The organism is Novosphingobium sp. UBA6272 (assembly GCF_002440635.1).
Classification (GTDB): Bacteria; Pseudomonadota; Alphaproteobacteria; order Sphingomonadales; family Sphingomonadaceae; genus Novosphingobium.
The window spans coordinates 37,942-64,817 of sequence record NZ_DJUW01000011.1 but is presented as its reverse complement, the minus strand read 5'-3'; the positions used below and the strand labels follow the sequence as shown (position 1 = coordinate 64,817).

The window sequence follows — 26,876 nt, the reverse complement described above, 5'->3', positions numbered from 1 at the left end:
GCGGTTAGACGGAAAGACCCCGTGCACCTTTACTGCAGCTTCAGAGTGGCATTAGGAAGAAATTGTGTAGAATAGGTGGGAGGCTTTGAAGCGCCGGCGCCAGCTGGTGTGGAGCCAAAATGTGAAATACCACCCTGTTTGTTTCTGATGTCTAACCTCGCGCCGTTAGCCGGCGTAGGGACCCTCTGTGGCGGGTAGTTTGACTGGGGCGGTCGCCTCCTAAAGAGTAACGGAGGCGCGCGATGGTAGGCTCAGGCCGGTTGGAAACCGGCTGTTAGAGTGCAATGGCATAAGCCTGCCTGACTGCGAGACTGACGAGTCGAGCAGAGACGAAAGTCGGTCATAGTGATCCGGTGGTCCCTCGTGGAAGGGCCATCGCTCAACGGATAAAAGGTACGCCGGGGATAACAGGCTGATGATTCCCAAGAGCTCATATCGACGGAATCGTTTGGCACCTCGATGTCGGCTCATCACATCCTGGGGCTGGAGCAGGTCCCAAGGGTTTGGCTGTTCGCCAATTAAAGTGGTACGTGAGCTGGGTTCAGAACGTCGCGAGACAGTTTGGTCCCTATCTGCCGTGGGCGTCGATACTTGAGAGGAGTTGCCCCTAGTACGAGAGGACCGGGGTGAACATGCCTCTGGTGTACCTGTCGTTCCGCCAGGAGCGCAGCAGGGTAGCTATGCATGGACGGGATAACCGCTGAAAGCATCTAAGCGGGAAGCCTCCCTCAAGATAAGGTATCTTCGAGTCGTGATAGACCATCACGTTGATAGGCTGGATGTGGAAGCGCGGTAACGTGTGGAGCTAACCAGTCCTAATAACTCTGATCATGCTTGAGAATTCCACCATCAATGACAGCTTTGCTGCCGTGATGTGGGCGATTTTCAGCCAGATCGCGCCTTAATAACGCACTAAAGTGCATCGATTAAAACCCATGTCCGCCTGCTTTATTGCTTGGTGACCATAGCGTCAGTGACCCACCCGATCCCATCTCGAACTCGGCCGTGAAACCTGACTGCGCCGATGGTACTAACGCTCAAGCGTTGGAAGAGTAGGGCGTCGCCAGGCATTATAGCCGGCGGGCACGGGATAAACCCATTCACATGTCAGGGCATTTGCCCGCACCTAAAGGGCCGCTCGCGGCCCTTTTCGTGTCTCTGGGGCTTGTGCCGCTCAAGTTTCGCCCTACATGGGCGCAATCAAAGGCAGTCTTCGCAGGCTGCCGGACGGTGACGCGGGGTGGAGCAGCCCGGTAGCTCGTCAGGCTCATAACCTGAAGGTCGTAGGTTCAAATCCTACCCCCGCAACCACCAGAACCCCGCCTCGGCGGGGTTTTGTCTTGATGGTGAGGCGAAACGGTACACGCGTATGGACGATCCGCTGAACCGCCGGATGACCGTCGCCTTGCTGGCGCTGTTGCCGCTGCTGCTTCTGATCTGGGCCAGCTTCCGGTTCGTGCCGGGTGGCACGGCAGAAGCCATGCCCATGCCAGGAAGTGCTGAAGGGGTCTTGGCCCAGCTTGCGTCCTTGCCGGGTAGCCCGTCCGCCCTGCCGCCAACGGACTTTACACTGCCATTGCCGGGATCGAGTGATCCGCGCGCCCAGAACGCCGCGGTTCCCTTCGTTGGTGGAGTGCTGGATCCTGCGCCTCCATACCGCTTCAACGGAACCGACACCGACTTTGCCAATGCCCGCGATTGTCTTGCACTTGCCGCCATGGCCGAAGCCGGATCGAGCGATCCCGGCCAGCGCGCGGTCATCCAGGTCGTGCTCAACCGCGCGCGCCATCCCGCCTTTGCCAATTCGGTCTGCGGCGTGGTGTTCGAAGGATCCGAGCGTGCCACCGGCTGCCAGTTCAGCTTCACCTGCGATGGCTCGCTGGCGCGGCAATACGATCCCGCCAGCTGGGCCGCCGCCCGGGCGCGCGCCGAACAGGCGCTGAAGGGCTTCGTCTTTCCTGCGGTCGGCAATGCCACCCATTACCACACCGACTGGGTGTTCCCTTGGTGGAGCCCCAAGCTGCAGAAGATTGCGCAGGTCGAAACCCACCTGTTCCTGCGCTGGCCCGGCTATTGGGGCTCGGTCAGATCGTGGCGGAAGTTCTACGACGCCCAGGGTGAGCCATCGCTAGCCGCGCTGATGGCCCGGCCCAGTGCGGCCGCACCGATGGCTGGATTGGAAAGTCTGCCAGCGACCAACCTCGGCATGGGGCCGGTGGCCATGCCGCCGCTGCCCAGCGATACTCCGGCGGTTACCGGCGGCGACGTGGTGATGCGTCTCCCCTCGGGCAAGGCCAGCTTCGTGACAGTCGCCCCCGCTGCAGGGGCCGACAGCGCCCTCGCCATGGCGCGCAAGCTGTGCCCGGGTGAAGGCAGCTGCCGGGTAATGGGCTGGTCCGATCGCAGCGTGATTCCGGCCGCCCTGCCGCTGACCGGCGCCGCCCGCGCCGCGCTGCAATTCAGCTATGCGCGTGATCCGGCAGGAGCGGAGATTGTGCTCTACAATTGCGATACGTTTACCGGGCAGCCGCGCGAGAAGTGCATCCCGCGGGCGCGATAGGCGCAATTTAAGTCAACGACCCGATTGGTCGCGCAAGATATAGCTACTAAGAACAGGTCATATTGGCTCGGCATCTTGCTGGCAGTGGCTGAATTGGTATCGTCGTTGCATGCCACAAGCCCGACCAGCGCAGCCGCCAAAGGTGCCATGCCAACTTCCCGGTTCGTTGGAAGCGTTTATCAAGAACGCAGCCAGAGAGACTTTTGGCAGCGACGTGGTGGTTCGCAATTATGGAACGGACATTGGCGCTTGGCGTCTGCATGTGGAAATTGGTGCTGAGACCGGGGTGGGTCCGGCACTTTTCATCGGCCAATTGTTGACTCGAATTGATCACATTCCCCACGTCGAAGTCACAGTAAGGGGGCAACGTCCGAAAGGCGATGCAAAGATCGCCTACCGACAGGGCGTGATCCTTTGATCTGGCGTTGCGAGCCTCTTGAGCCGCTGGGGAACTACATGATTTCGCAAGATGCCGGTAAAGCGCATCCGTGAAGCTGGCTGCCCGTCAGAATTCAGCCTCCTGAGAACTTCCCACCTTCCCCCGCCAGCTTCTCCAGCAACCCCGCCACCGGCAGTCCATGCCGCGTCAGCCCATCGACAATCTTCGCCGGCCCCTCATGGTCGGCCCAGTACATGATCCCGCCGGTCCAGGCCGGCCAGCCATAGCCGTTGAGCCAGACCAGATCGATGTCGCTGGCGCGCTGGGCGATCCCTTCTTCGAGGATCAGGGCGCCTTCGGAGACCATCGGGTAAAGCAGCCGTTCGAAGATTTCCTGCTTGCTGACTTCGCGCTGGGTCACGCCGCTCTTGGCGGCGAAGTCGGCGATGATCGCCTTGACCTCGTCCGAGGGGGTACGGGTGCGGTCTTCGGCGTAGTCGTAGAAACCCTTGCCGGTCTTCTGGCCCCAGCGGCCCGCCGCGCAGAGCGCTTCGCGGATCGTGGTGACCTTGCTGGGATCGCGGTGCCAGCCGATGTCGAGCCCGGCCAGGTCGCCCATCTGGAACGGCCCCATCGGGAAGCCGAAATCGAGCAGGACCTGGTCGATATCGTAATAGGCCGCGCCTTCCATCAGCAGGGCGTTGGCCTGTTCCTGGCGCTTGGAGAGCATGCGGTTGCCGATGAAGCCGTGGCACACGCCCGAGACGACCGGCACTTTGCGGATCTTGCCGGCCAGTTGCATCACCGTGGCAAGCTGGCTCGCACCGGTTTTGGCCCCGCGCACAACTTCGAGCAGTTTCATGATGTTGGCGGGCGAGAAGAAGTGCATCCCCAGCACCGCCTCGGGCCGCTTGGTTGCGGCCGCGATTTCATCGACATTAAGGTAGCTGGTGTTGCTGGCGAGGATCGCGCCGGGCTTCACGATGCCATCGAGCCGACCGAACACGTCCTTCTTCACGTCCATCGATTCATAGACCGCTTCGATCACCAGGTCGCAATCGGCCAGATCGCCAAAATCGAGGCTGGGAGTCAGACGACCCATCGCGGTCTGCGCATCGGCCGCCTCGATCCGCCCGCGCTTGACGCTGGCTTCGTAGTTCTTGCCCATTACCCCGACGCCGCGGTCGAGCGCGGCCTGTTCGGCCTCGACGATCGTCACCGGGATCCCGGCCGAGAGAAAGTTCATCGTGATCCCGCCGCCCATCGTGCCCGCGCCGATCACGCCGACCTTGGCGATCGGGATCAGCGGCGTATCGGCGGGCAGGTCGTCGATCGTCGCAGCCAGTTTCAGCGCGGCCTCGATATGCGCTTGCGCGCCGGGAAGGGGATCGGACATGGGATTCTACCTTTCGTTTCACACTACCCTAGCCGTTCGCATCGAGCGAAGTCGAGATGCCATGCGCAGTGTCTCGACTGCGTCGATACGAACGGAGGTAGGGTCAGTTGATCTGTCGCTCGCGCCCTTCCCAATAGGGTTCGCGCAATTGGCGACGCAGGATCTTGCCGCTGGGGTTGCGGGGCAGCATTTCGATCACGTCGACGCTCTTGGGCACCTTGAACCCGGCGAGCCGCTCGCGCGCCCAGGCGATCACGCTGTCGGGATCGATGGTCTGGCCGGGCTTGGGCACGCAGACCGCCTTGACCGCCTCGCCCCACTTTTCATCCGGTACGCCGATCACCGCCACTTCGAGCACATCGGGGTGACCATAGATTCCGCTCTCGACCTCGGCCGGATAGACGTTCTCGCCCCCGGTGATGATCATGTCCTTGGCCCGGTCGTACATGTAGACATAGCCGTCTTCGTCCATGTAGCCGATGTCCCCGGTCGCCACCCAGCCGTCCTTCATCGTGCTGGCGGTCGCTTCGGGCAGCTTCCAGTAGCCGAGCATGTTGCTGGATGAGCGGGTGCAGATCTCGCCGATCTCGCCGACCGGCAGGGCCGTGCCATCGGGTGCGCGGATTTCCATCTCCACCCCCGGCAGCGGCTTTCCGGCCGAGCGCATCCGCTGGTTGCCTTCGACGCTGTGGTCTTCGGGCGGCAGGACGCAGACGGTGCCGGTGGTCTCGGTCATGCCGTAGTTCTGCACGAACTGCGCGCCGAACATCGCGATGCATTCGCGCAGCAGTTCCAGCGGGATCGGGCTGGCGCCATAGAGGATATATTTGATCCGGCTGAAATCGGTCTTCGCGCAATCGGGGTGATTGAGCAGCAGGGCCAGCGCGGCGGGAACAATGAAGAAGCGGGTGACGCCGCGGTTTTCGACCGCGTCGAACACGCGGACCGGATCGAACTCGCTCAGCACCACGCCAGGCAGGCCGGCGGCGAGCGCCATTACCCCCAGGCCGGTGCCGCCGATATGGGCGCAAGGCATGGCGACCAGCACGGCCTCATCCTCATCCCACAGCGTATGCGGCGGCGGACTTTCGAGGTTGGCCTTGCGCAGCCCGAACAGGTTGCGGTTGGACAGGACCGCGCCCTTGGGGTTGCCGGTGGTGCCGCTGGTATAGAGCTGCAGGATCGCCTCGTCCGGGCCGGAAGGGGTGAACTCTGTTCGCGGGGCCTGCAGCACTTCGCGGCGAGCCTCTTCGGAGGTGAAACAGCGGTCCAGACCGGGGCGCTGGCCCAGCGTATTGGCGCAGGCTTCGAACCCGTCGCCCAGGAACAGCAGTTTGGCCTCGGCATTGTCGATGATGAAGGCGGCCTCGGGCTCGGCCAGGCGCCAGCCGACCGGGACCATCACGATCCCTGCGCGTGCCGCGCCGAAAAACAGGGTGAAATAGGTCACGCTGTTCTTGCCAAACCAGCAGACCCGGTCACCCTTGGTCAGCCCCATCGCCAGCAGCGCCGAAGCGACCCGGGCAGTGGCGTCCTCCAGCTCGGCAAAGCTGAAGCGCAGATCGTCGCCGTCCATTGCCAGCCGGTCAGGCCGGTCCTTGGCCCAATAGCGCAGGAATTCGTCGAAGGTGAACAGGTCGGCGGTCAACCGTGCCTTGGCCAGCAGACGGTCATAGGTTTCTTGATCCAGCATGAGTCCTCGCTCTCCCTTGCGGGCAGTTTAACCGCGCGATTAAAGAGGGCAAGGGCAATCGGCGGCGCGATTGACGGCCTACCCGCCGCTGCTACCATGACATCACTCGCGCGGCATTTGTCCGGCCGAGTCGAACCGACTTATTTCCTTCGTTGGACAAGAATAAAGTGGTCGCTGCTGACCGACGAAGCCACGATGGGAGAAGACAATGCACAAGTATCTGTCTCGAATTCTGGTGGCCTTTGTCGCCATCTTCATGCTTCAGGCCTCTCCGGCCATGGCACAGGCCACCCGTACCTGGGTTTCGGGCGTGGGTGACGATGCCAATCCGTGCTCGCGCACCGCGCCGTGCAAGACATTTGCCGGGGCGATCAGCAAGACTGCTGCCGGGGGAGAGATCAATACACTCGATCCGGGAGGGTTCGGCGCGGTGACGATCACCAAGTCGATCACGATCCGGGCGGAGAATGGGGTGGCTGGCGTGCTGGTCTCGGGCACCAATGCAATTGTCATCAATGCTGGGGCTAGCGACCGGATAGTGCTGGAAGGCCTGGATATCGAGGGGCTGGGGACTGGTCTCAACGGCGTCAACATTCTGCAGGCGCGCGACGTGGTTGTCCGCAATACCAGCATCCGCAATTTCACTACCTCGGGGATCACACTCAATACCCCGGCCAAGGCCAACCTGACCTTGGAAAACGTGTTCATCACGAACAGCAACAATGCCGTCCGGGTGACTTCCAGCGGGTTGCAGGGGACCGCGCGGATCTATGATTCGCTGTTCGTCACCAATACGACCGCCGGGGTGTTCGTCTCCGGGGCCGGAAACGTCGCCGAGGTTTCCGGCAGCCAGATCATCGTATCGACCAAGTGCCTGAGCATAGCGGCAGGTGGGGTGATCCGATCCTATGGCGACAATGTGCTGTGCCCGGGCGATGCGCCGGTAATCGTCCCCAAGGGATAAGTGCAGCAGCGACCAGCCGGGTGAGGCCTCAAGGGCCTTACCCAGCGGCGGTGGCAATCAGGCGGGTGTAGAACGCGATCGCGCTGTCCAGATTGGCCAGCGTGATGTGTTCGTTGGTGCCGTGGATCATCTTGGTTTCGGTGGTCGACAGGCTGATCGCGGCAAAGCGGTACACATCGTCGGAAACCGGCGTCATGCTGCGGCTGTCGGTTCCGCCAACCACCAGATAGGGCGCGGCGATCACGCCTTGATGCCCGGCCTGTGCGGCGGCGACGATCAGCTGCCAGCCGAGCGATGTCGACGACGAAACCGGGGTCGGCTCACGCGGCCCTCGCTCGGTGAAATCGACGGTCACCGGCAAGCCCTTGGCCGCGGCGCGGGCGCGTTCCAGCACCTTGGCCGAGCTGTCCCATGGCGCGATGCGGTAGTTGATCAGGGCATTGGCGCTCTGCGGCAGGACGTTTTCCTTGGGCGAGCCTTCCAGCATGGTCGGCGCAACCGTGGTGTGAACCATCGCCGCCGCCGACGGGCTCTTGGCCATGGTCGAGACGATCTGTCGGCCGAGCAGCCACTTGTTGGCCGCCGCGATCTTTGCCGTGCCTCCGGCCTTGGCGGCCAGCACATCGACCATGCCTGCCGCCGGGCCGCGCAGCTCCATCGGGTGCTGGTCGGCATGAATTGCGACCACTGCCTTGGCCAGGTTGACGGTGCCGATCTCCTCGGGCGGCATCGAGGAATGTCCGCCCGGCGCACCGGCCCGGACCCGCAGCGTCACATAGCCCTTTTCGGCCACCCCGATCATTATCGCCGGAGCATTGATCATCGGGGTATCGGTGGTGATCACCCCGCCTTCGTCGATCGTGAACAGCGCCTTGACCTTGCGGCTGGCGAGCAGCTTCGCGGCCGCCGCCGCGCCGGTCCCGCCGACTTCCTCATCATGTCCCGAGACCACGATCACGGTCCGCCTGGGCTTGAAACCCTGCGCGGCCAGTGCCTCCATCGCTTCGAACATGGTGACCAGCTGGCCCTTGTCGTCGATCGTTCCGCGGCCCCAGACTGCCCCATCCGCGATCGTCCCGGCGAAGGGATCGTGCTTCCAGTCCTTTTCGGTGCCGGGAGTGACCGGAACCACGTCCTGGTGGGCCATCAGGATGATCGGCTGGGCGGCGGGATCGCTGCCGGGCCAGGTATAGACCAGCGTCTGGCCCAGCTTCTCCTGCTGCATTGCCGCATGGGCCTTGGGGTAGGTTGCGGCCAGCCAGGCGTGGAGCTTGTCCCACTCCGCCAGTTCGTTCTTGGCCGGATCCTGGTTGCTGATGGTGCGGAACCGGACTGCTTCGCTCATGTGTCGGGCGGCCGTCTGGGTATCGACCGGAACGGCGGCCGCCACCTTGATCGTCGAGCCATCGGCGACCGCATCGGGCGTGAAAGTCGCTGTACGAACCGCCACGACCCCGCCCAGCGCAACGACCGCCGCGCCGGCGGCCAGAACCCATTTCTTCATCGAACCCGCTCCTCTGCCCCGTTTTGCCAATGGCTAGGCGGGATGCGGGATCAAGGCAATCACCTATCCGCTGGCCATCAAACTGGCATTGCCCCCGGCGGCAGTGGTGTCGATGCAGGTCACCCGCTCGGTCGCGAAACGGGCCAGATAGTGCGGTCCGCCAGCTTTGGGTCCGGTGCCTGACAGGCCCTCGCCGCCAAACGGCTGGCTGCCGACCACGGCGCCGATCTGGTTGCGGTTGACGTAGAAATTGCCGACCCGGGCCTTGGCCTCGATCAGGCGGCGGGTTGCGTCGATCCGGCTGTGCAGGCCCAGCGTGAGGCCAAAGCCGGTGGCGTTGATGTCGGCGATCACCTGATCGAGCGCTTCGGCCTTGAACCGCACGACATGCAGGATCGGGCCGAAATGCTCGCTCTCCAGCTCGCGGATTGATCCGATCTCGATAATGGTCGGGGCAACATAGGTCCCGGCCTTGCAGGCCTTGGGCAATTCGCGCTGCCACACCCGGTGGCCGCGCTTCTTCATCGCCGCGATGTGCTTGTCGAGCTTGGCCTTGGCCTCGGCATCGATCACCGGGCCGACATCGGTGGCCAGCTCCTCGGGATTGCCGATCACCAGCGCTTCGAACCCGCCCCGGATCATGTCCAGCATGGAATCGTAGACATCGTCCTGCAGGAACAGCACCCGGCAGGCCGAGCAGCGCTGCCCGGCGCTCTGGAAGGCGCTGGCCAGGACATCGCGGGTAACCTGTTCGGGCAGGGCCGAACTGTCGACGATCATGGCGTTCTGCCCGCCGGTTTCGGCGACCAGCGTTGCCAATGGCCCATCGCGCCCAGCCAGGCTGCGGTTGATCGCGCGCGCGGTTTCAGTCGAGCCGGTGAAGGCCACCCCGGCAACGCGCGGATCGCCGGTCAGCATCGCGCCGACCTTGCCATCGCCGGGGGCAAGCTGGACCGCTTCGATGGGAATTCCAGCCCGGTGCATCAGTTCCACAGACAGCGCGGCGATCAGCGGGGTCTGCTCGGCCGGCTTGGCGATCACCGTGTTACCTGCGGCCAGCGGCCCGGCAACCAGCCCGGTGAAGATCGCCAGCGGGAAGTTCCACGGGCTGATCGCCACAATCACGCCTCGCCCGTGCAGGGTCAGGCGGTTGCTTTCCCCGGTCGGGCCGGGAAGGGCGGTACCCTCGGCAGTGAAGTGAGCGCGCGCCTCGGCCGCGTAGTAGCGCAAGAAATCGACTGCCTCGCGCAGTTCGGCCACGCTGTCGATCAGGCTTTTGCCGGCCTCGCGCTGGCACAGCGAAAGGAACTGGCTGGTGTGCGCCTCGTAGAGGTCGGCTGCTGCCTCCAGCCGCTCGGCGCGCGCTGCACCGCCCAACGCGTCCCAGCCGGGCTGGGCAACAACCGCGCGCTCAATCATTTCCGCTACTTCGGCCGCGCTGGCTTCGCGCACATGGCCGATCGTAGCGCCATTGTCATAGGGTGAGAGCACCGCTGCTATCGCTCCGCCGCGCTTGTGTTCAAAGCTCGGTCCAGCCCGCCAGTCGTTCCGCTCTGCCAGTGTTGCCAGTTCGTCCAGAAGCGGCCCCCGCACCAGCGGATCGGCCAGATCCACCCCTGCGCTATTGATCCGGCCCGGGAAGATATCGCGCGGCAAAGGGATCGCCGGATTGCGGCGCGGCGACAGGGCCGTCAGCTCCACCACCGGATCGCCAACCAGTTCGGTCACCGGCACTTCGGCGTCGGCCATGCGGTTGACGAACGACGAATTCGCGCCGTTTTCCAGCAGGCGGCGGACCAGATAGGCCAGCAGCTCCTTGTGCCCGCCCACCGGGGCATAGATCCGCACTGGAGTGCGGGGGTGATCGGCCTCGGCCTCGATCCGCGCCAGTTCCTCGTAAACGTCCTCGCCCATCCCGTGGAGGCGCTGGAATTCGAACTCGGCCAGGCCGGCCAGCGCCTTGATCGCTCCGATGGTATAGGCGTTGTGCGTGGCGAAGGCCGGGTAGATCGCATCGGGTGCGGCCAGCAGCTTGGCCGCGCAGGCGAGGTAGGACACGTCGGTCGCGACCTTGCGGGTGAAGACCGGATAGTCCTGATGCCCGCCGACCTGACTAAGCTTGACCTCGCTGTCCCAGTAAGCGCCCTTTACCAGCCGGACCATGATCCGGCGGTGGTACTTGCGGGCCAGCGCCGTAACCCACTCGACAAGCGGCACCGCACGCTTCGAATAGGCCTGCAGCGCCAGGCCAAAGCCCTGCCAGCCGCTGCCGAACAGCTCTTCATCGGCAACCAGCTCTTCGATGATGTCCATCGACAGCTCCAGCCGTTCGGCCTCTTCGGCATCGATGGTGAAGTGGATGTCGGCGCGGCTGGCCTGCAGCGCCAGTTCCTTCAGCATGGGTACCAGCACTGCTCGCGCGGCGGTCGCGTGGAAGAAGTCATAGCGCGGGAACAGCGCCGAAAGCTTGACCGAAATTCCCGGCGAACGGACCACGCCCGAGCCAGCCTCCTGGGCGATTCGCACCAGTGCACCGGCATAGGACCGGCGATAGCGCTCGGCATCGTCAAAGGTCATCGCCGCTTCGCCCAGCATGTCGAAGCTGTGGGTCAGGCCTTGCTTGCGTTCGGGCGCGGCGCGCTCCAGCGCTTCGTCAATCGTCCGGCCGAACACGAACTGGCCGCCCAGGATCTTCATCGCCTGCAAGGTCGCCTGACGGATCACCGGTTCGCCCAGGCGGCCGACCGCGCGCTTCAGGCTCGCGCCGAACCCGCCAGCCTGCTTCTGCTGCAGGACCTGCCCGGTCAGCATCAGCGAGAAGGTGGCGGCGTTGACGAAGGTGCTTGCACTTTCGCCGACATGTTCGCCCCAGTCGATCCCTGACAGCTTGTCGTGGATCAGCGCGTCGGCGGTCGCCGCATCGGGCACCCGCAGCAGGGCCTCAGCCAGGCACATCAGCGCGATGCCTTCATCGGTGCCGAGGCCATAGGTTTGCAGGAAGGCATCGAGCCCACTGGCCTTGCGGGCCCGCGCGCCTTCCACCAACCGCGCGGCGATCCGGCTGGCTTCGCCGTGGACCGCGCTGGCCGGAGCAGCTTGCCTGATTCGCTCGGCAAGGCAGACTTCCTCCTCCATGCGGTAGGCGGCACGCAGGGCGGAACGGTCAATCTGTCCAGGCATGGGACAGGCCTCTAGCACCGGTTGCATTGGAAACCAATCCGAGGGGGCAACCTGTAGAAAAACTTAGTCTCCGCGCGGCACAGACGCTATTCTCCTGCCTGCAACACCGCGCTAGGGCCACAGCTGCATGAAGCTGAAAGCCGTCTTTCCTGTCTTGCCCTTGCTGGCCCTGACCGCGCCGCCCTTGCTGGCGATGGCGGACATGCCGCTTGGCTCGCGTTCGAACGGTGGCAGCGTTTACACCGGGGCAGTGGCCCGGACAGTCCGGGCAATGATCGAGTATACCCGCTGGCCATCCCGCCAGGAACCTGTCCGACTCTGCGTTGCCGGTGCGGCTCAGCACGCGGGGCAGTTGGACGGGATCAGGCTCAGCGACGGCCGCCGGGTTGAGCGGCGCAACGTCAGCGCTTCGCCCGGCGGAATTGCCGGCTGCAACGTGCTCTACCTCGGCAATCTTTCGATTGCCCAACAGCGCCAGCTGACCACAGCGGTGCGCGGACGCGGCGTTCTGACCATTGCCGAAGCCGATCCGGGGAACGCCGCCGAGGCGATGTTCGCGCTGACCTATCAGCCCAAGGGCCTCAGCTTCCGCATGAATATCGACGCGATCTCGCGCTCAGGGCTAAAGGTCGATCCGCGCGTGCTGCGCGTGGCGCAGGGAGGGCTGTGACCATGGCTGATCCCGCCAAGCGCCTGCCGACTTTGCGCGATCTGCTGGCCCGGGCGCACCTGCGGCTGATCCTGTTCACGATCCTGCTTGCCACGCTCAGCCTGGTGCTAAGCGGCGGGCTGGTGATCCGCAACTATGCCCAGCGCAATCTGGAACTGGTCGCGCGATCTGTTGCCTATACGGTTGAGCCGGCCGTGCTGTTTGAAGACCGCGATGCGATCCGCGACGGCGTGGTTTCGGTAGCGGCCGGGCGCGGGATCGAGCGGGTCGAAGTGCTTGACCCCACGGGCCAGATGCTGGCTGAATGGCAAAACCCGGCCAGCGGCCCTCTGGCCTCGCTCAGCCGCGCCGCCAACCGGCTGTTCTGGCCCCAGCCTGCGATTGATCAGATCCACCGCGGTGAGCAACACATCGCCGAAGTGCGGATCTACGGCAATTCGGAAGGGCTGCTGCGCTACATCCTGGCCGGGACAATCATCGCCTTGTCGTGCCTCGGACTGACGGTGCTGGCGACGCGCGTGCTGGCCCGGCGGCTGCAAAATGAGGTGGTCCGCCCGCTTGAGCACGTTGCCGAAGTGGCCCACGCGGTCCGCGAAGATCGCGCATTCGAACGGCGCATTCCGGCCTCTGGTATCGCCGAGATCGACCGTTTTGGACAGGATTTCAACGCGCTGCTGGCCGAGCTGCAAGGCTGGCATGCCGGTCTGACGTCAGAGAACCGCGAACTCGCCTGGCGGGCCAGCCATGATGGTCTGACCGGCCTCGGCAACCGCCAGCTGTTCGAAAGCGTGGTCGGCGATGCGATTGCTCAGGCCCAAAGGGGCGGACATTCGTTTGCCGTGCTGTTCTTCGATGTCGACCGCTTCAAGTCGATCAATGACAGCCATGGCCATGAAAGCGGCGACGCAGCGTTGATCGCGGTGGCGGACCGGCTGCGCGGCGCGATCCGCCAGCACGATTTGGCCTTCCGGATGGGCGGCGACGAATTCGCCGTGCTGCTCGCTCCGCTCAGCGACCAGGGCAATGTCGATCTGGTGCTCGAGCGGATCCGGACCGAAATGGACAAGCCCTATCGCCTGCCCAGCGGGATTATCGCCCGGTCCAAGCTCAGCGTCGGAGTTGCTCTGTTCCCCGATCATGGGGAAACCATCGAAGACCTCTTGCGCAAGGCCGATGCCGAGATGTACCGCGACAAACGCGGCGACGCGGGATCGGGAGCACTGGCAAATGCGTAATATTATCCTCATGTTGGTGCTGGCGGCGCTGGCCGCCTGCGCCACGGTTCCCAAGAAGCCCGGATTTAACAAGGCCCAGGTCGCGGCGATGACCGAACTGGGGTTCAAGCCGGTCTCCGACAATTACGAGCTCGGTCTGGAAGACCGGGTGCTGTTTGCGGTCGACAAGAGCGACCTCAGTCCTGAAGCCAGCGCCGTGCTTGGCAGGATTGCGACAAGCCTGGTTGCGGTCAACATCCGCGGTGCCAGCGTGGTTGGCCACACCGATTCGACCGGATCAAGCGAATACAACCTTGGCCTGTCCCAGCGCCGCGCCGCGTCGGTCAAGGGTGGACTGGCGGCCTCCGGGATGGATGCAGCGCGGATTCGCGATCAGGGTGTGGGTGAAACCCAGCCTGTCGCGAGCAACGACACCGACGAAGGCCGCGCGCAGAACCGCCGGGTGGTGATCATCGTCAGCCCGGAAGACGCGAACTGAGATTGCCCCGGCCGCGCCAGCGCTTATGAGCAAGCAATGAGCGCGGCCTGGCAATTCTGGATCGATCGCGGCGGGACCTTCACCGATGTCGTCGCGCGCGCACCCGATGGCACGGTCCGCACCGCCAAATTGCTGTCGGAAGACCCGGCGCGCGGCGAAGACGCCGCAATCGCCGCGATCCGGCAGCTGACCGGGACCCCCGCAGGCCCGCTCCCGCCATGCGCGGTGCGGATGGGTACCACCGTCGCCACCAATGCCCTGCTCGAGCGCAAGGGCGAGCCTTGTGTGCTCGTGATCACCAGGGGCTTCGGCGATGCGCTGACCATCGGCAGCCAGGACCGGCCCGAACTGTTCGTGCGCAAGATCGTGCTGCCCCAGCCGCCCCACGCCCGGGTGATCGAGATCGATGAGCGGGTGACGGCGGAAGGAGAAGTCCTGCGCCCGCTGGACGAGGCGGCGGCTGCCACTGCCTTTGCCGCGGCCTTCACCGAAGGCTTCCGCTCGATTGCAATCGTCCTGATGCACGGCTGGCAACATACTGCGCACGAGGCGCGACTGGCCGAGCTGGCGCGCGAAACCGGGTTCAGCCAGGTCTCCGTCAGCCATGAGCTGGCCCCGTTGATCAAGCTGGTGCCGCGCGGCGACACCACGCTGGTCGATGCTTACCTGTCCCCAGTGCTGCGCCGCTATGTCGATAGCTTCAGCGCGCAGCTCGGCGGGTCTGGGCAAGCGTTGTTCATGCAATCGAGCGGCGGGCTGATTGAAGGCGCGCGGTTCCACGGCAAGGATGCGATCCTCTCCGGCCCGGCCGGCGGGATTGTCGGCATGGCCCGAACCGCTAAGGCCAGCGGTGCGGACAAGATGATCGGCTTTGATATGGGCGGCACCTCGACCGACGTTTCGCACTATGCCGGACATTATGAGCGAGACAGCGAAACGCGGGTCGCCGGGGTCCGGATCCGCACCCCGATGCTGCGGATCAACACCGTCGCTGCCGGGGGCGGGTCGATCTGCCGCTTCGATGCCGGGCGGCTGGTGGTCGGCCCGGAAAGTGCGGGAGCTGTGCCCGGCCCGGCCTGCTATCGCCGCGGCGGGCCGCTGACCGTGACCGATTGCAACGTCATGCTGGGCAAGCTGATCCCGGATCATTTCCCGCGCCTGTTCGGCCCCGGCGGCGATGAGCCGATTGATCGCGCGGTGGTCGAGGAAAAGTTCGCCGAACTGGCCGATCAGATCGCGGCCGAGACCGGCCAGCGGATGGCTTCGCAGGCCATCGCCGAGGGCTTCGTGCGGATCGCGGTGGCCAACATGGCCCAGGCGATCCGCCAGATTTCGGTGGCGCGCGGGCACGACGTGACCAGCCATGCGCTGGCCTGCTTCGGCGGGGCGGGCGGGCAGCACGCGTGCCTGGTCGCCGATGCACTGGGGGTCGAGACGGTGCTGATCCATCCGCTCGCCGGGGTGCTTTCGACCTATGGCATGGGCCTCGCCAGCGAAGCAGCAGTGCGGGAGGCAAGCCTGGGCCTGCCGCTTGATTCCGGCGTGGAAGGCGCGGTAGAGGCGCTGCGCGCGCGGCTGGCAGATGAGGCGCAGGCCCAGCTTGGCCGCACGCCAAGCCGGATCGAGGCGAGCCTGTTCGTTCGCCCGCAGGCATCGGAGAACGCGATCGCACTGCCGCCCGGACCGGCGGACGAGCTGACCCAGGCCTTCGCCGCCGCGCACCGCGCCGAGTTCGGCTATGACGGCAGCGGTCCGTTGGTGATCGACCGGGTCCGGGTCGAAGCGGTGATCGAGGATGCCTCGGCGCTGGATATAACCTGGCCCTTGCCGGCGAAGACCGGCGCGCCACTTGAAGCGGCAGAGTGCTGGCTGGATGGCGCGGCGCACGCGGTACCGATCTGGGATCGCGCCGCGCTCGCCGCCGGGTTCAACGCGTCCGGTCCCCTGGTGGTGATCGACGAACTGGCGACCACGGTGGTGGAGCCGGGCTGGGCGCTGCGGGTCGATCCGGACGGAACCCTCAGGCTGTCGCGCCTTTCCGAACAGGATCACCCTTCGACAAGCACAGGGAAGGCAGGGGCGGTAGAGGCCGACCCGATCCGGCTCGAAATCTTCAACGGCCTGTTCATGGGCATTGCCGAGGAAATGGGCACGGCGCTGGCCCGCACCGCCAGCTCGGTCAACATCCGCGAGCGGCTCGATTTCTCCTGCGCGCTGTTCGATGCGGCTGGGCGGCTGGTTGCCAATGCTCCGCACATGCCGGTGCATCTGGGCTCGATGGGCGAGAGCGTGGCGCGGATCATCGCGGCGCGCGGGCAAGGTCGCGACGGGAGGGGCATAAGGCGCGGCGACGCCTATGTCCTCAACGCGCCCTATGCCGGGGGCACGCACCTGCCCGACATTACCGTGATCGCCCCGGTCTTCGTCGCTGGCGATCGCGAAGTGCCGAGCTTCTACGTCGCCGCGCGCGGGCATCATGCCGATGTCGGCGGGATTGCGCCGGGATCGATGCCGCCGACCAGCACCTCGATCGAGGAAGAGGGCGTGCTGCTCGACAATGTCCTGTTGGTCGACGAGGGCCGCTTCTGCGAGGCGGAACTGCGCGCGCTGCTTGGCTCAGGACCATGGCCGGCGCGCAACATCGATCAGAACATCGGCGATCTTTCTGCCCAGATTGCCGCCTGTCGGCGCGGCGCGGTCGGGCTGGAGGCGGCCTGCCGCGAACATGGGCATGAAGTGGTCAAGGCCTATATGGGCCACGTCCACGCCAATGCCGAAGAAGCCGTGCGCCGCCTGATCGGGAGGCTGGAAGACGGCACGTTCCGGCTGGAAATGGACAGCGGCGCGGTGATCGCAGTAGCGGTCTCGATCGACCGGAAGGCGCGCCACGCCACGATCGACTTCGCCGGGACCAGCGCGCAGTTGCCTGGCAATTTCAACGCCCCGTTCAGCGTGGTCCGCGCGGCGGTGATGTACGTGCTGCGGACCATGATCGACGATCCGATCCCGATGAACGAAGGCTGCCTCGCCCCGGTTACGATCCTGGTACCCGAGGGCTCAATGCTGTCCCCGCGCTATCCGGCAGCCGTTGTCGCTGGCAATGTCGAGACCAGCCAGGCGGTGACAGATGCCCTGTTCGGCGCCTTCGGCGCCATGGCGGCCAGCCAGGGGACAATGAACAACTTCACCTTCGGCAATGACCGCTACCAGTATTACGAAACGATCGCCGGCGGCTCTGGCGCTGGACCGGGCTTCGCTGGGGCCGATGCGGTCCAGACCCACATGACCAACAGCCGCCTGACCGATCCCGAAGTGCTGGAAAGCCGCTTCCCGGTGCTGGTCGAGGCGTTCCACATCCGCAGCGGATCGGGCGGGGCAGGCCAATGGCGCGGCGGCGACGGCGCGGTTCGCCGGATCCGGTTCCGCGAAGTGATGGAAGCTGGCATACTCTCCAATCGCCGCCGCACCCGGCCTTTCGGCCTAGCCGGCGGCAGTGATGCCTTGCCCGGAGAAACCCGGGTCAAACGAACCTCAGGTGAAGTTGAGGTTCTTGGTTCGACCGCTGGTGTGACGGTCGGCCCGGGCGATGTCATCGTGATCGAGACGCCGGGCGGGGGAGGGTACGGCAGTTTGTGAGCAAAGCCTTCGCCATTTACTCGGAAGCCTTCGCGGATACCCACGCCTTCTATCGCGAGCACCATCAGGGCCTTTGCGACCGCGGCTATTACTTGATGTACGGCCCGTTGCTCGATGCCCCGCCAATACTCTTTGTCGGCTACCAGCCGGGCGGAGACCAGACCGATCCCGAGCTTCATTTGCGCGAGCCTGTGCATGATCTTCCGGCAGTCTCCTACTATGCCACCGACGATTGGAAACTTGCGGTTGTCATGCGCAAGTTGTGGGGACGCGAGCTAATGGCGGCCTCCACCGGGCTCAACGCAATCTTCTTCCGTTCACCGCGCGTCAGCGTCTTCGAACGGGAGGTCGCAAGTCCGTTGCGAAGAAGGATCGAAGCCCACTGTCTGCCAATTGTCGAGGCTCTGGTTGAAGCCATGGAGCCGCGTTTGGTTGTGGCAATCGGCTTTCGCACATTGGAGCTTTTCGGGCCAACTTTGCCTGCTCTCTCGAGTCCGAATGGAAGAGTCCTTGTAAGGAGCGGAAGGATCGGCAAGCATCAGGCGATTGGCACTCTTCACCTCAGTGGAGCGCGAATCTCGGCCGTTGATCTTTCGGCGATCGGAAGCTTTGTAATGGACAATCTTGCACAGGCTGGCAGCGCGTGAACTACTGGGTCCTGACCGGCATCGCGGTGATGATCGGCGGCTTCATGCTGCGGCTCAATGCGCTGGTGGTGGTCGTGCTGGCGGCGCTGGTAACGGGGCTCGCGGCGGGGCTCGATCCGGTCGCGATCGTGTCTGCCTTCGGCAAGGCGTTCAACGATACCCGCTATGTCAGCGTGGTCTGGATCGTCCTGCCGGTGATCGGGCTGATGGAGGCGCGCGGCCTGCAGGAGCGTGCTCGCGCGCTGATTGCGGGAATGAAAGGCGCGACCCTGGCGCGGCTGCTGACCGGCTACCTGCTGCTGCGCCAGGTCACTTCGGCCATGGGCCTAACCTCGATTGCCGGGCACGCCCAGACGGTGCGGCCGCTGCTTGCTCCGATGGCTGTCGCTGCCGCCCAGCCGCAGGATGAAGCCGAAGCGGAGCAGATCAAGGCGATGGCCGCCGCGACCGACAATGTCGGGCTGTTCTTTGGCGAGGACATCTTCATCGCGATCGGATCGATCCTGCTGATGAAGGGCTTCATGGAGCAGAACGGGATCGTGCTTTCGCCGTTCGAGCTTTCGGTCTGGGCGATCCCCACCGCGATCGCGGCCTTCGCAATCCATGGTTTCCGGATCTGGCGAATGGGGAGTGCGCGCAAGTGATCGGGCTGTCGGAGGTTTATCTGCTTGCCGGTGCGGTCTTCGCGGCATTTGCGGCGCTTTCGGCGCGCGAGGCCGGCAACCCCAAGCGCTGGGGCAATGCCGCCTTCTGGGCGCTGTTGGCGCTGTCGATGCTGACGGGTGACCGGCTCGGCGATTTCGCCAATGGCCTGCTGGTGCTGGCGCTGGTGGCGATTGCCGGGCTGGGCGGGCTGGGCAGGGGCGCGGCGCAAGGTTCTGCCGCAATGCGCGAAGCCGAAGCCGCGCGCCACGGCAACCGCCTGTTCCTGCTGGCGCTGGTGATCCCGCTGGTCGCGCTGATTGGCACACTGGGTTTCAAGGCGCTGCCAGATCTTGTCGATCCCAAGAATGTCACCCTCGTCAGCCTGGCACTGGGGGTGCTGATTGCCTTGGCGATCGGCATGGCCTGGCTGCGCGCCGGTCCGGCCGAGCCACTCCACGAAGGCCGCCGCCTTATGGATTCGGTCGGCTGGGCGGCGATCCTGCCGCAGATGCTGGCCAGCCTGGGCGCGGTTTTCGCGCTTGCCGGGGTCGGAAAGGTGGTCGGCGCGGTGATGACCACGGTGATCCCCGATGGCAGCCGCCTCGCCGCAGTGATCGCCTATGGCCTGGGCATGGCGCTGTTCACCATGGTGATGGGCAATGCCTTTGCCGCCTTCCCGGTGATGGCCGCCGCGATCGGCCTGCCGCTGCTGATCGGGCAATACCACGGCGATCCGGCGGTGGTGGCGGCAATCGGCATGCTGGCCGGCTTTTGCGGCACATTGATGACCCCGATGGCGGCCAATTTCAACGTGGTTCCCGCTGCGCTGCTTGAGCTGAAAGACCGCAATGCGGTGGTCAAGGCGCAGATCCCCACCGCGCTGCCGCTGCTCGCGGTCAATATCGCGCTGATCTGGTTCCTGGCATTCTGATGCAGCTGACCCCGAAAATCGCCGCGCAGTTCATAGCGCTGACCAGCGGGCACCTGACTCGCGAATACCCGCACAAGCTCGATCACGTGATGGACGGACCGGACGATGTGCTCGCCCCTTCGGTCCTGCATCCAATCTTTCACGGCAGCTTCGATTGGCACTCCTGCGTCCACGGCTGGTGGCAGGTGCTGCGGCTCGCACGGCGCTATCCGGAACTGCCCGAGGCTGAGGACGTCCGCTCGCTCGCGGGGCGGATGCTGACGGCAGACAATTTCGCCGCCGAATGCGCTTATCTCGACCGGCCCTCAGCGCGCGGGTTCGAGCGGCCTTACGGCTGGGCCTGGGCCTTGGCGCTCCATAGTGAGATGGCGCGGCATGATGCCGAATGGGCGCGCCATGCTGATGGCTTTGCCCATCGCTTCGCGCGCCGCTTTGCCGCCTTCTTGCCCTTGCAGACCTATCCGATCCGCACCGGCACCCATTTCAACAGCGCCTTTGCGATGATCCTGGCGCGCGACTGGGCGCTGGATCACGATCCCGCGCTCGCCAAGCTGATCGATCGCCGCGCCCGCGACTGGTTCGGCGCGGACCGGGCGGCACAGGCGTGGGAGCCCGGCGGTGACGAGTTCCTGTCAGGCACTCTGTGCGAAGCCTTGCTGATGAGCCGGGTGCTGGGCACTGACTTCGCGGTCTGGTTCGACGCCTTCCTGCCGAACCTTGCACAGCGCGAGCCGGCGACCCTTTTTGCCCCAGCCACGGTCAGTGACCGCAGCGATGGCAAGATCGCGCATCTCGACGGCCTCAACCTCAGCCGCGCCTGGTGCTGGCGCGGCATAGCGGCGGCGCTTGGCGAGGGTCACGCGGTCCATGATGCTGCTCTGAACAACGCCGAATTGCACCTTGCTGCTGCTCTGCCTCACATCGCGGACGATTATATGGGTGAGCACTGGCTGGCGAGTTTTGCGCTTTTGGCCTTTGTGGGGGCCGAACCTTAGATGTTGCCTTAAATGTCACTTTTTGATCGAGATTTTGGCTGCTCGGGCAGATTTTCTTCAGTGAGTTTGGAATCAGGAATTGCGTTTCACATGCCCCCGATTGGGTTGTTGCGAAAATCCGGACAGTCATTACAACGGTGGGGCTTTTTGAATACAATTCGTCACGAATAGATTAGCAGAGGGAAATTGCATGCGAACCAGTTTGCAGCGTCAGCAACGCGGTTCCTTGGCATTTCTGATAGGATGCATAGTAATATTCGCCGGAGGTGCGCTGCATTTGCCAATGCTGGTGATGGCGCATGAGATGGGCAATCGGCTGGTCGGCATGCCGATGGACCAGCCAATGTACGCCGGCATGGTGCTGATCGCCCTAGGTGTTCCTCTCGCCATTTTTGGCGCCCTGTCGACGCGAGAACGAGTCAAAGAGCTGGACAGCTCCGTACGTTTCGAAATCAGCGATGAAACGCCGCTAACCGCACGCCATTACTTAGTATTGGCTGTACTGTCCGTGGCGCTCGTCATTGACCTGATGAAGCCTGCAACCTTGAGCTTCGTTCTTCCCGGAGTTCGCAGTGAGTACGGACTGGACAAGGCCACAACCGCCTGGTTGCCGTTCTCGGCCCTTTCCGGAACCACCGTTGGTTCATTTCTTTGGGGCTGGATTGCCGATCGTTATGGCCGCCGAATTTCGATCCTGCTTGCGGCGGTGCTGTTTGTCGCCACTTCGGTTTGTGGTGCGATGCCAACTTTTGCCTGGAATCTTGTGATGTGCTTCCTGATGGGCTGCTCGGCCGGCGGAATGTTGCCGGTCGTATACAGCCTGGTGGCAGAGTTTGTACCCACGAAATCGAGAGGCTTGGCCCTGGTTCTGGTCGGCGGTCTTGGTGCGGTCGGCGGGTATCTTGCCGCAAGCCTGGCAGCCCAGACGCTGGAGCCAACCTATGGCTGGCGCGTACTTTGGCTGCTTGGTGTTCCAACCGGTCTGATCCTGTTGATTTTCGCTCGGATCATCCCCGAAAGTCCGGGATTCTTGCACGCCAAGGGCAGAACCGACGAACTCGATGAAATGGCAAAGCAGTACGGAATCGTGCAGGTTCCAGGTCATCGGGAAGCGGGTGGAGATGCTTCGCTGGCCACTTGGCTCACCTGGACCTTGGTGCTGACTGCCCTGACGTGGAGTACGATCAACTTCGGATTGCTGCTTTGGTTGCCGAGCGAACTTGCCATGCGTGGCTATGAAGCGGGAACAGCAAGCGGCCTGCTGGCGCGCTCTGCCCTGTTCGCACTTCCCACGATTATAGTGGTCTCGCTGCTTTACAGTCGGTGGAGCAGCAAATGGACTCTGGTTGTCACGATGGCGGTGACAGTTGCGGGATTGGTAGGTACGGCACTGCCCAGTGAAATTCTGGCAAATCGGACAAGTCTGATTGTCGTCATGGCGGTCCTGTTGGTCGGAACCAACGGCATGATGGTGGTCCTGATGCCATATGTAGCCGAAAGCTATGCAACCGCAGTTCGCGGGCGGGCGACAGGCTTGGTGGCCGGATCAAGCAAGCTGGGCGGAGTCGCAATTCAAGTCTTCGCAATGGGCGGGCTGGTGCCGGGGCTTGCAATTGCTTCGTGGATTTTGATTGTGCCCATGCTGTTGGCGATCATTCTGGTAGGCTTGCTAGGCCATGAAACGCGTGGTGTCGCTTTGGAGCAAAGCTCCGCTTGAAGGCGGTCCCGGCACCCGAATCCAGTTCCACAACGCTGATTTGATTATGTATGATGCGCTTCGATTGATGTTCAAGCAGTGTGAGGATGTTCTAATTTAATCGGATGCTTGGGCAGTTGGGTTGTTTGCTTTTGGATGTAGCGAATCAAATGCCCGCAGTACCCGCCAAGGAAATGACAAATATCAAGACCAAATTTTGCTTGATTCCAAACTTTGCAGTGGCATTCTTCCTTTGAATTGCTTTTTTTGAAAAAGAGATTCGCCAGCCTGGGTTTGGCGGGGCGGCTCTGTGCGTCTGTTTGGAATGGGGTGGGTTTATGGGGCATGGCAAAGGTCAAGCATTGTCAGGTCCGATAAATGCTTATGCTGAGTCGGTCTTTTGATACAGCAGAACCCAATTTGTGGAATTTTCCACCATACACATGTATGGCTTGGGTTTTTGCTTCGCAGGCTGAATGATTATTGCAGTGGTAGTTGCAGCACCTTACGCGCAGCTGAGGCTTTTGCGCCATGTTGACGCGGGCACTCAAGCTTCGATCAGACGCCGCGTCGTCAGTGGTTCTTAGCCTTCATAATGGGCCTGCCACAGCGAAACTGGAAGCAATCGGCACAACCTTTGTTGATGCTTTTAATGCTTACATGGACGATCCGAGGCCAAAGCAACTGGCAGGCCGAATTCAGGCCACAGCGACTGAATTGCAGGGCTTCTATGCCGAAGGAACCACGATGGCCGCTGCCATTGCGGCCACGGTTTTGCCTTGGGGAAACCGGCTCGGCAAAGTCCTGGCCGAGCTTGAGCCGAGATTTGTGCATCTTGCGCATGTTGGCGCAGGATGGGCGCTTGCCCGCGTCGGAATTGCCGGAGCGCCGGTCCGTCGCCAGTTGGATCCAGGTTACCTGGGACTGGCTTGGGACGGTTATGGCTTCCACGAAACCTTTTTCTCGCGGCGGAACTGGCAGCAGGCCCGGGGCAAGTCACAGTTTGAAGCCCAGGCTTATTACCAGGGGGTCGGGCGGGCCCTGTGGTTTCGCTCGGGCGGCGATTGCGCGCATTTGATCCAGTCCCTCGAGCAGTTCCCAGAGCGTTGGAAATCAGATCTCTGGTCGGGGGTTGGCCTGGCCTCGTGCTATGCAGGCCCGGCGTCGAATTCCACCGCAGGGGCGCTGAAGGCGGCAGCGGGGGAACATCTCGGTTATCTGCGGCAAGGAGCGGCTTTTGCGGTCTCTGCTTTTGCCCGGGCTGGTCATCAGCCCGAACACTGTATCGCCACAGCCAGCGCGCTAACGGGCAAAGAGTGCCGTGGCCTAACAGCGATGGTCGAGGATCACCGCCTCGCCGCCTTCGCCAGCAAGACTGACGGACTGGCTGGCTACCATCTTTGGCGAGACAGAATTGCGACGACCTTGGAGGGAACATGAAACGGATCGGCGGGCGAGCTCTTGCAGGGCTGATAACTCTGGCCATGGCGACCGCCATGTTTGCGGCGGCAAAGACCTCGACCGCCCAGCCGCCTGAGCCAGTCAGTCCGATTGCCTTTGCCGAAGTTCCTATCAGTCCGCCAAATCGCGCTGATCTGGTTCCCTTGCGGCCGGTCAATCCGAATTATCAAGAGATTGCAGGGTGGATTTCCGCTGTCGGCGCCGGCATCGCTGCTGGCGACATTGACGGAAATGCAAAGCCCGATGACGCCTGCCTGGTCGATCCCAGAACCAATCAAATCAGCATATTGGCTGCACCGGGAACCGAGGGCCGGTTTTCCTCATTCTCCCTGCCGATCTTGGCAGGTGGCCACAATCCTTCAACTATCGCTCCGATGGGGTGCCTGATCGGGGATCTCAATGAGGATGGATTGCCCGACATTGTCAGCTATTACTGGGGAAGGGCCCCGGTTATCCATTTTCGGGAAGCTGGGCGGCCCCTGTCAGCAGACGGCTATCGGGCTGTTTCACTGATTGCATCCGACGAAGCCTGGTTCACCAACGCGGCGCTCATCGCCGATATTGATGGCGATGGCCATGCCGACCTGTTGTTTGGCAACTACTTCCCCGAAGATGCGAAAGTGCTCGATGCCGCGGCGGAAGACGGCGGCAAGATGCAAAAATCGATGTCGAGGGCCTACAACAGCGGCCGCAAGCGGCTGTTCCTTTTCGATCCTGCCTCTTCGCACGCTTCAGGCTTTACCGATCATTCTTCGGCACTGACCAAGAAAATGGCCAATGGCTGGACCTTGGCGCTTGCCGCTGCTGACCTTGATGGCGACTTGAAGCCGGAAATCTACGTTGCCAACGATTTCGGTCCGGACCGACTTTTGGTCAATCGTTCGCAGCCAGGCCGCCCTGCATTTATCCTGGCCGAAGGAGACCGCGGCTGGTTCGATACCCGTTCGCGCGTAATAGGCCGCGATTCCTTCAAAGGAATGGGCGCGGATTTTCTCGATGTAAATGCTGACGGCCAACTCGATCTGGCCGTTAGCAATATCGCCCAGCCTTATGCATTGCTGGAAAGCCATTTCCTTTGGATTAACCAAGGTGACCCCGATAGTCTGAAAAACGGCCATGCCGCATTTACGGATGCCAGCGGCACCCTTGGTACAGCCCGCAACGGCTGGGCATGGGACATCAAAGGGGCCGATTTCGACAACGACAGCCGGCCGGAGATCGTCCAGGCAGTCGGCTTTCTGGCCGGCAAGGTGGATCGCTGGCCCGAGCTGCAGGAATTGGCAACAGCCAACGATGACTTGCTACCAAACACGCAGATTTGGCCGAAGTTTCGCGATGATGCGGACCTTTCCGGCCACCTGACCAATGCGTTCTACATTTCCGGACGAGACGGCCGGTTTCGCGATATGGCGTCGAAGGTCGGGCTGGGCCGGACCGGCGTTACCCGCGGAATCGCAGTCGTCGATGTCGATCTCGACGGACGCCGTGACCTCTTCATCGCGCGGCAATGGGACCAGTCTTCGTTCTACCGCAACCGCACCAAGGGCGCTGGAAATCAGCTGACCCTTGATCTGCGATTGCGCAATCCAAACGGCAGCTCGCGGCTTGCCTATGGTGCAAAGGTCGTCGTGACCGATGCCGCAGGGAAACGCCAGATTGGATATGTTGATGGCGGCAATGGCCACAGCGGCAAGAATGCGCCGCAGGTCCACTTTGGCCTCGGCAAGCAAGCGGGACCCATCCGTGTTGAAATCAAATGGCGCGGTTCGCAAGGCGTGCTGCGGCGTAGTTTCGATCTGACTCCCGGTTTTCACAGTCTAATTCTGGATTGAGGCGATTATGAACCATCCTGTCATTCCGTCAGAGCTCGCGAATGCCGTGCCGATCGAGGCAATGCCAGATCCGGATGCCATTCGGCGCCGTGATGCTGCGCTGTTGCGGTTCGCGATTGCCATTTCAGTGCTCAATATCCTTGGTCATCTGTGGTTCGGGTTCGAAGCGAGCTGGGTGACGCCATTTGTGGCGCTTGCCTGCACCTACACCACAGAACTGGTTGGCGAATGGGCTCGGGCGCGGGGTGAAGGCCGCCTGCCGCGATATCGCGGTGGCCTGCGTGCCTTTGCGAAGTTCCTGCTTTCTGCTCACATCACCGGTTTGGCCGTTGGAATGCTGCTGTTTGCGGCCGAACAACTATGGGTCATCGCCTTTGCTGCGGTCACAGCGGTGGCCTCCAAATATGTTTTCACCGTGGGCACCGGTGGCGGCAGGCGGATCCATTTTCTGAATCCGTCGAATTTCGGGATTGCCGCGACTTTGGCCCTGTTCCCCAACGTCGGAATTGCGCCGCCATACCAATTCGGTGAGAATCTGGTGGGCGCGCTCGATTGGTTGTTCCCCCTTTTGATCTGCACAACAGGATCGCTGATCAACTACAAATTGACCAAGCGGATGCCATTGATCCTGGGGTGGTTGGGTGCTTTTGCGCTACAGGCCATTCTGCGTTCCCTGGTCAATGACACACCGCTGTTTGCCGGCCTGGCACCGATGACGGGCTTCGCCTTTGTGCTGTTCACGTTTTATATGGTGTCCGACCCCGCGACCACGCCCAATGACCCGCGCCGGCAAGTGTTGTTCGGTGCCGGCGTTGCGCTTGCCTATGCGCTCTTGATGGAATTGCACATTGTCTTCGGGTTGTTTTTTGCGCTTGTTGCGGCCTGTTGCGTAAGAGGATTGGGTCTGGCCATTCGGGGGTGGTCACATGATCCTACCCCCATCTGGCCCCGCCCCGATGCCAAGGCGGCCTGAC

19 protein-coding genes, 1 tRNA gene, 2 rRNA genes and 1 pseudogene are annotated in these 26,876 nt (G+C 63.1%); 18 read left to right on the top strand and 5 right to left on the bottom strand.

Features of this window, described 5'->3' with window-relative positions; translation table 11 throughout:
- The 5 genes from B2V17_RS05840 to B2V17_RS05820 form a co-directional block, all read left to right on the top strand.
- A 23S ribosomal RNA gene (locus B2V17_RS05840) occupies positions 1–838 on the top strand; the annotation flags it as partial.
- 116 nt (positions 839–954) lie between these two features.
- A 5S ribosomal RNA gene (rrf, locus tag B2V17_RS05835) occupies positions 955–1,069 on the top strand.
- Between the two features lie 165 nt (positions 1,070–1,234).
- A tRNA-Met gene (locus B2V17_RS05830) sits at positions 1,235–1,311 on the top strand.
- A 58-nt stretch (positions 1,312–1,369) separates the two neighbouring features.
- Positions 1,370–2,560 (top strand): cell wall hydrolase, encoded by a 1,191-nt coding sequence (locus tag B2V17_RS05825; protein WP_292996153.1) that lies wholly within the window; start codon positions 1,370–1,372, stop codon positions 2,558–2,560.
- 166 nt (positions 2,561–2,726) lie between these two features.
- Complete coding sequence (locus B2V17_RS05820) at positions 2,727–2,978, top strand: hypothetical protein (protein ID WP_292996152.1); 252 nt, start codon at positions 2,727–2,729, stop codon at positions 2,976–2,978.
- Between the two features lie 94 nt (positions 2,979–3,072).
- Here the strand turns inward: B2V17_RS05820 and B2V17_RS05815 are convergent.
- Positions 3,073–4,314, bottom strand: a pseudogene (locus B2V17_RS05815) (3-hydroxyacyl-CoA dehydrogenase NAD-binding domain-containing protein); the annotation flags it as partial.
- Positions 4,315–4,438: 124 nt separating this feature from the next.
- A complete protein-coding gene (locus B2V17_RS05810; protein WP_292996150.1) occupies positions 4,439–6,028 on the bottom strand; it encodes a fatty acid--CoA ligase in 1,590 nt (529 codons plus the stop codon).
- Positions 6,029–6,236: 208 nt separating this feature from the next.
- Between B2V17_RS05810 and B2V17_RS05805 the strand changes: the two genes are divergently transcribed.
- Positions 6,237–6,992: a right-handed parallel beta-helix repeat-containing protein gene (locus B2V17_RS05805; RefSeq protein ID WP_292996148.1), complete on the top strand. Its 756-nt coding sequence runs from the start codon at positions 6,237–6,239 to the stop codon at positions 6,990–6,992.
- A 37-nt stretch (positions 6,993–7,029) separates the two neighbouring features.
- On the opposite strand, the gene B2V17_RS05800 is transcribed toward B2V17_RS05805, so the two are convergent.
- On the bottom strand, positions 7,030–8,496 hold the full coding sequence (locus B2V17_RS05800) for a M20 family peptidase (protein WP_292996146.1): 1,467 nt from the start codon (positions 8,494–8,496) through the stop codon (positions 7,030–7,032).
- Between the two features lie 63 nt (positions 8,497–8,559).
- Entirely contained in the window at positions 8,560–11,676 is a 3,117-nt protein-coding gene (putA, locus tag B2V17_RS05795; protein WP_292996144.1) for a bifunctional proline dehydrogenase/L-glutamate gamma-semialdehyde dehydrogenase PutA, read from the bottom strand.
- Between the two features lie 127 nt (positions 11,677–11,803).
- Between putA and B2V17_RS05790 the strand changes: the two genes are divergently transcribed.
- The 9 genes from B2V17_RS05790 (at position 11,804) to B2V17_RS05750 (ending at position 22,630) form a co-directional block, all read left to right on the top strand.
- Positions 11,804–12,346 (top strand): YfiR family protein, encoded by a 543-nt coding sequence (locus B2V17_RS05790; RefSeq protein ID WP_292996142.1) that lies wholly within the window; start codon positions 11,804–11,806, stop codon positions 12,344–12,346.
- A gap of 2 nt (positions 12,347–12,348) precedes the next feature.
- Positions 12,349–13,581: a diguanylate cyclase domain-containing protein gene (locus tag B2V17_RS05785; protein WP_292996140.1), complete on the top strand. Its 1,233-nt coding sequence runs from the start codon at positions 12,349–12,351 to the stop codon at positions 13,579–13,581.
- Positions 13,574–14,059: an OmpA family protein gene (locus B2V17_RS05780; protein WP_292996138.1), complete on the top strand. Its 486-nt coding sequence runs from the start codon at positions 13,574–13,576 to the stop codon at positions 14,057–14,059. The genes B2V17_RS05785 and B2V17_RS05780 overlap by 8 nt, the downstream gene beginning before the upstream one ends.
- A gap of 36 nt (positions 14,060–14,095) precedes the next feature.
- Positions 14,096–17,695, top strand: coding sequence for a hydantoinase B/oxoprolinase family protein (locus B2V17_RS05775; RefSeq protein ID WP_292996136.1), 3,600 nt, complete (start codon positions 14,096–14,098; stop codon positions 17,693–17,695).
- Positions 17,692–18,342, top strand: a complete 651-nt coding sequence (locus tag B2V17_RS05770; RefSeq protein ID WP_292996134.1) for a hypothetical protein — start codon at positions 17,692–17,694, stop codon at positions 18,340–18,342. The genes B2V17_RS05775 and B2V17_RS05770 overlap by 4 nt, the downstream gene beginning before the upstream one ends.
- Positions 18,339–18,986, top strand: a complete 648-nt coding sequence (locus B2V17_RS05765) for a DUF969 domain-containing protein (RefSeq protein ID WP_292996132.1) — start codon at positions 18,339–18,341, stop codon at positions 18,984–18,986. Before B2V17_RS05770 ends, B2V17_RS05765 begins: the two co-directional genes overlap by 4 nt.
- Complete coding sequence (locus B2V17_RS05760; protein ID WP_292996130.1) at positions 18,983–19,918, top strand: DUF979 domain-containing protein; 936 nt, start codon at positions 18,983–18,985, stop codon at positions 19,916–19,918. Before B2V17_RS05765 ends, B2V17_RS05760 begins: the two co-directional genes overlap by 4 nt.
- Positions 19,915–20,913 (top strand): DUF2891 domain-containing protein, encoded by a 999-nt coding sequence (locus B2V17_RS05755; protein WP_292996155.1) that lies wholly within the window; start codon positions 19,915–19,917, stop codon positions 20,911–20,913. Before B2V17_RS05760 ends, B2V17_RS05755 begins: the two co-directional genes overlap by 4 nt.
- A 190-nt stretch (positions 20,914–21,103) precedes the next feature.
- Positions 21,104–22,630 carry an MFS transporter gene (locus B2V17_RS05750; RefSeq protein ID WP_292996128.1) on the top strand — a complete coding sequence of 509 codons (1,527 nt, stop codon included), beginning with the start codon at positions 21,104–21,106 and terminating at the stop codon, positions 22,628–22,630.
- Between the two features lie 71 nt (positions 22,631–22,701).
- On the opposite strand, the gene B2V17_RS05745 is transcribed toward B2V17_RS05750, so the two are convergent.
- Positions 22,702–22,956 (bottom strand): hypothetical protein, encoded by a 255-nt coding sequence (locus B2V17_RS05745; protein WP_292996126.1) that lies wholly within the window; start codon positions 22,954–22,956, stop codon positions 22,702–22,704.
- Between the two features lie 184 nt (positions 22,957–23,140).
- Between B2V17_RS05745 and B2V17_RS05740 the strand changes: the two genes are divergently transcribed.
- The 3 genes from B2V17_RS05740 to B2V17_RS05730 are packed head-to-tail and all read left to right on the top strand — an operon-like array spanning position 23,141 to position 26,875.
- The gene (locus tag B2V17_RS05740; RefSeq protein WP_292996124.1) at positions 23,141–24,049 is read left to right on the top strand and encodes a DUF1702 family protein; all 909 of its coding nucleotides are present in this window, start codon (positions 23,141–23,143) and stop codon (positions 24,047–24,049) included.
- Positions 24,046–25,902 carry a CRTAC1 family protein gene (locus tag B2V17_RS05735; RefSeq protein ID WP_292996122.1) on the top strand — a complete coding sequence of 619 codons (1,857 nt, stop codon included), beginning with the start codon at positions 24,046–24,048 and terminating at the stop codon, positions 25,900–25,902. Before B2V17_RS05740 ends, B2V17_RS05735 begins: the two co-directional genes overlap by 4 nt.
- A 7-nt stretch (positions 25,903–25,909) precedes the next feature.
- Complete coding sequence (locus tag B2V17_RS05730; RefSeq protein WP_292996120.1) at positions 25,910–26,875, top strand: hypothetical protein; 966 nt, start codon at positions 25,910–25,912, stop codon at positions 26,873–26,875.
- Position 26,876: the final 1 nt, after the last annotated feature.

Bases quoted from the DNA above. Each gene is read 5' to 3' on its own strand.
- B2V17_RS05825 (WP_292996153.1), top strand. From the start codon at position 1,370: ATGGACGATCCGCTGAACCGCCGGATGACCGTCGCCTTGCTGGCGCTG.
- B2V17_RS05810 (WP_292996150.1), bottom strand. From the start codon at position 6,028: ATGCTGGATCAAGAAACCTATGACCGTCTGCTGGCCAAGGCACGGTTG.
- B2V17_RS05805 (WP_292996148.1), top strand. From the start codon at position 6,237: ATGCACAAGTATCTGTCTCGAATTCTGGTGGCCTTTGTCGCCATCTTC.
- B2V17_RS05800 (WP_292996146.1), bottom strand. From the start codon at position 8,496: ATGAAGAAATGGGTTCTGGCCGCCGGCGCGGCGGTCGTTGCGCTGGGC.
- putA (WP_292996144.1), bottom strand. From the start codon at position 11,676: ATGCCTGGACAGATTGACCGTTCCGCCCTGCGTGCCGCCTACCGCATG.
- B2V17_RS05790 (WP_292996142.1), top strand. From the start codon at position 11,804: ATGAAGCTGAAAGCCGTCTTTCCTGTCTTGCCCTTGCTGGCCCTGACC.
- B2V17_RS05785 (WP_292996140.1), top strand. From the start codon at position 12,349: ATGGCTGATCCCGCCAAGCGCCTGCCGACTTTGCGCGATCTGCTGGCC.
- B2V17_RS05780 (WP_292996138.1), top strand. From the start codon at position 13,574: ATGCGTAATATTATCCTCATGTTGGTGCTGGCGGCGCTGGCCGCCTGC.
- B2V17_RS05775 (WP_292996136.1), top strand. From the start codon at position 14,096: ATGAGCGCGGCCTGGCAATTCTGGATCGATCGCGGCGGGACCTTCACC.
- B2V17_RS05750 (WP_292996128.1), top strand. From the start codon at position 21,104: ATGCGAACCAGTTTGCAGCGTCAGCAACGCGGTTCCTTGGCATTTCTG.
- B2V17_RS05745 (WP_292996126.1), bottom strand. From the start codon at position 22,956: ATGCCCCATAAACCCACCCCATTCCAAACAGACGCACAGAGCCGCCCC.
- B2V17_RS05740 (WP_292996124.1), top strand. From the start codon at position 23,141: ATGTTGACGCGGGCACTCAAGCTTCGATCAGACGCCGCGTCGTCAGTG.
- B2V17_RS05735 (WP_292996122.1), top strand. From the start codon at position 24,046: ATGAAACGGATCGGCGGGCGAGCTCTTGCAGGGCTGATAACTCTGGCC.
- B2V17_RS05730 (WP_292996120.1), top strand. From the start codon at position 25,910: ATGAACCATCCTGTCATTCCGTCAGAGCTCGCGAATGCCGTGCCGATC.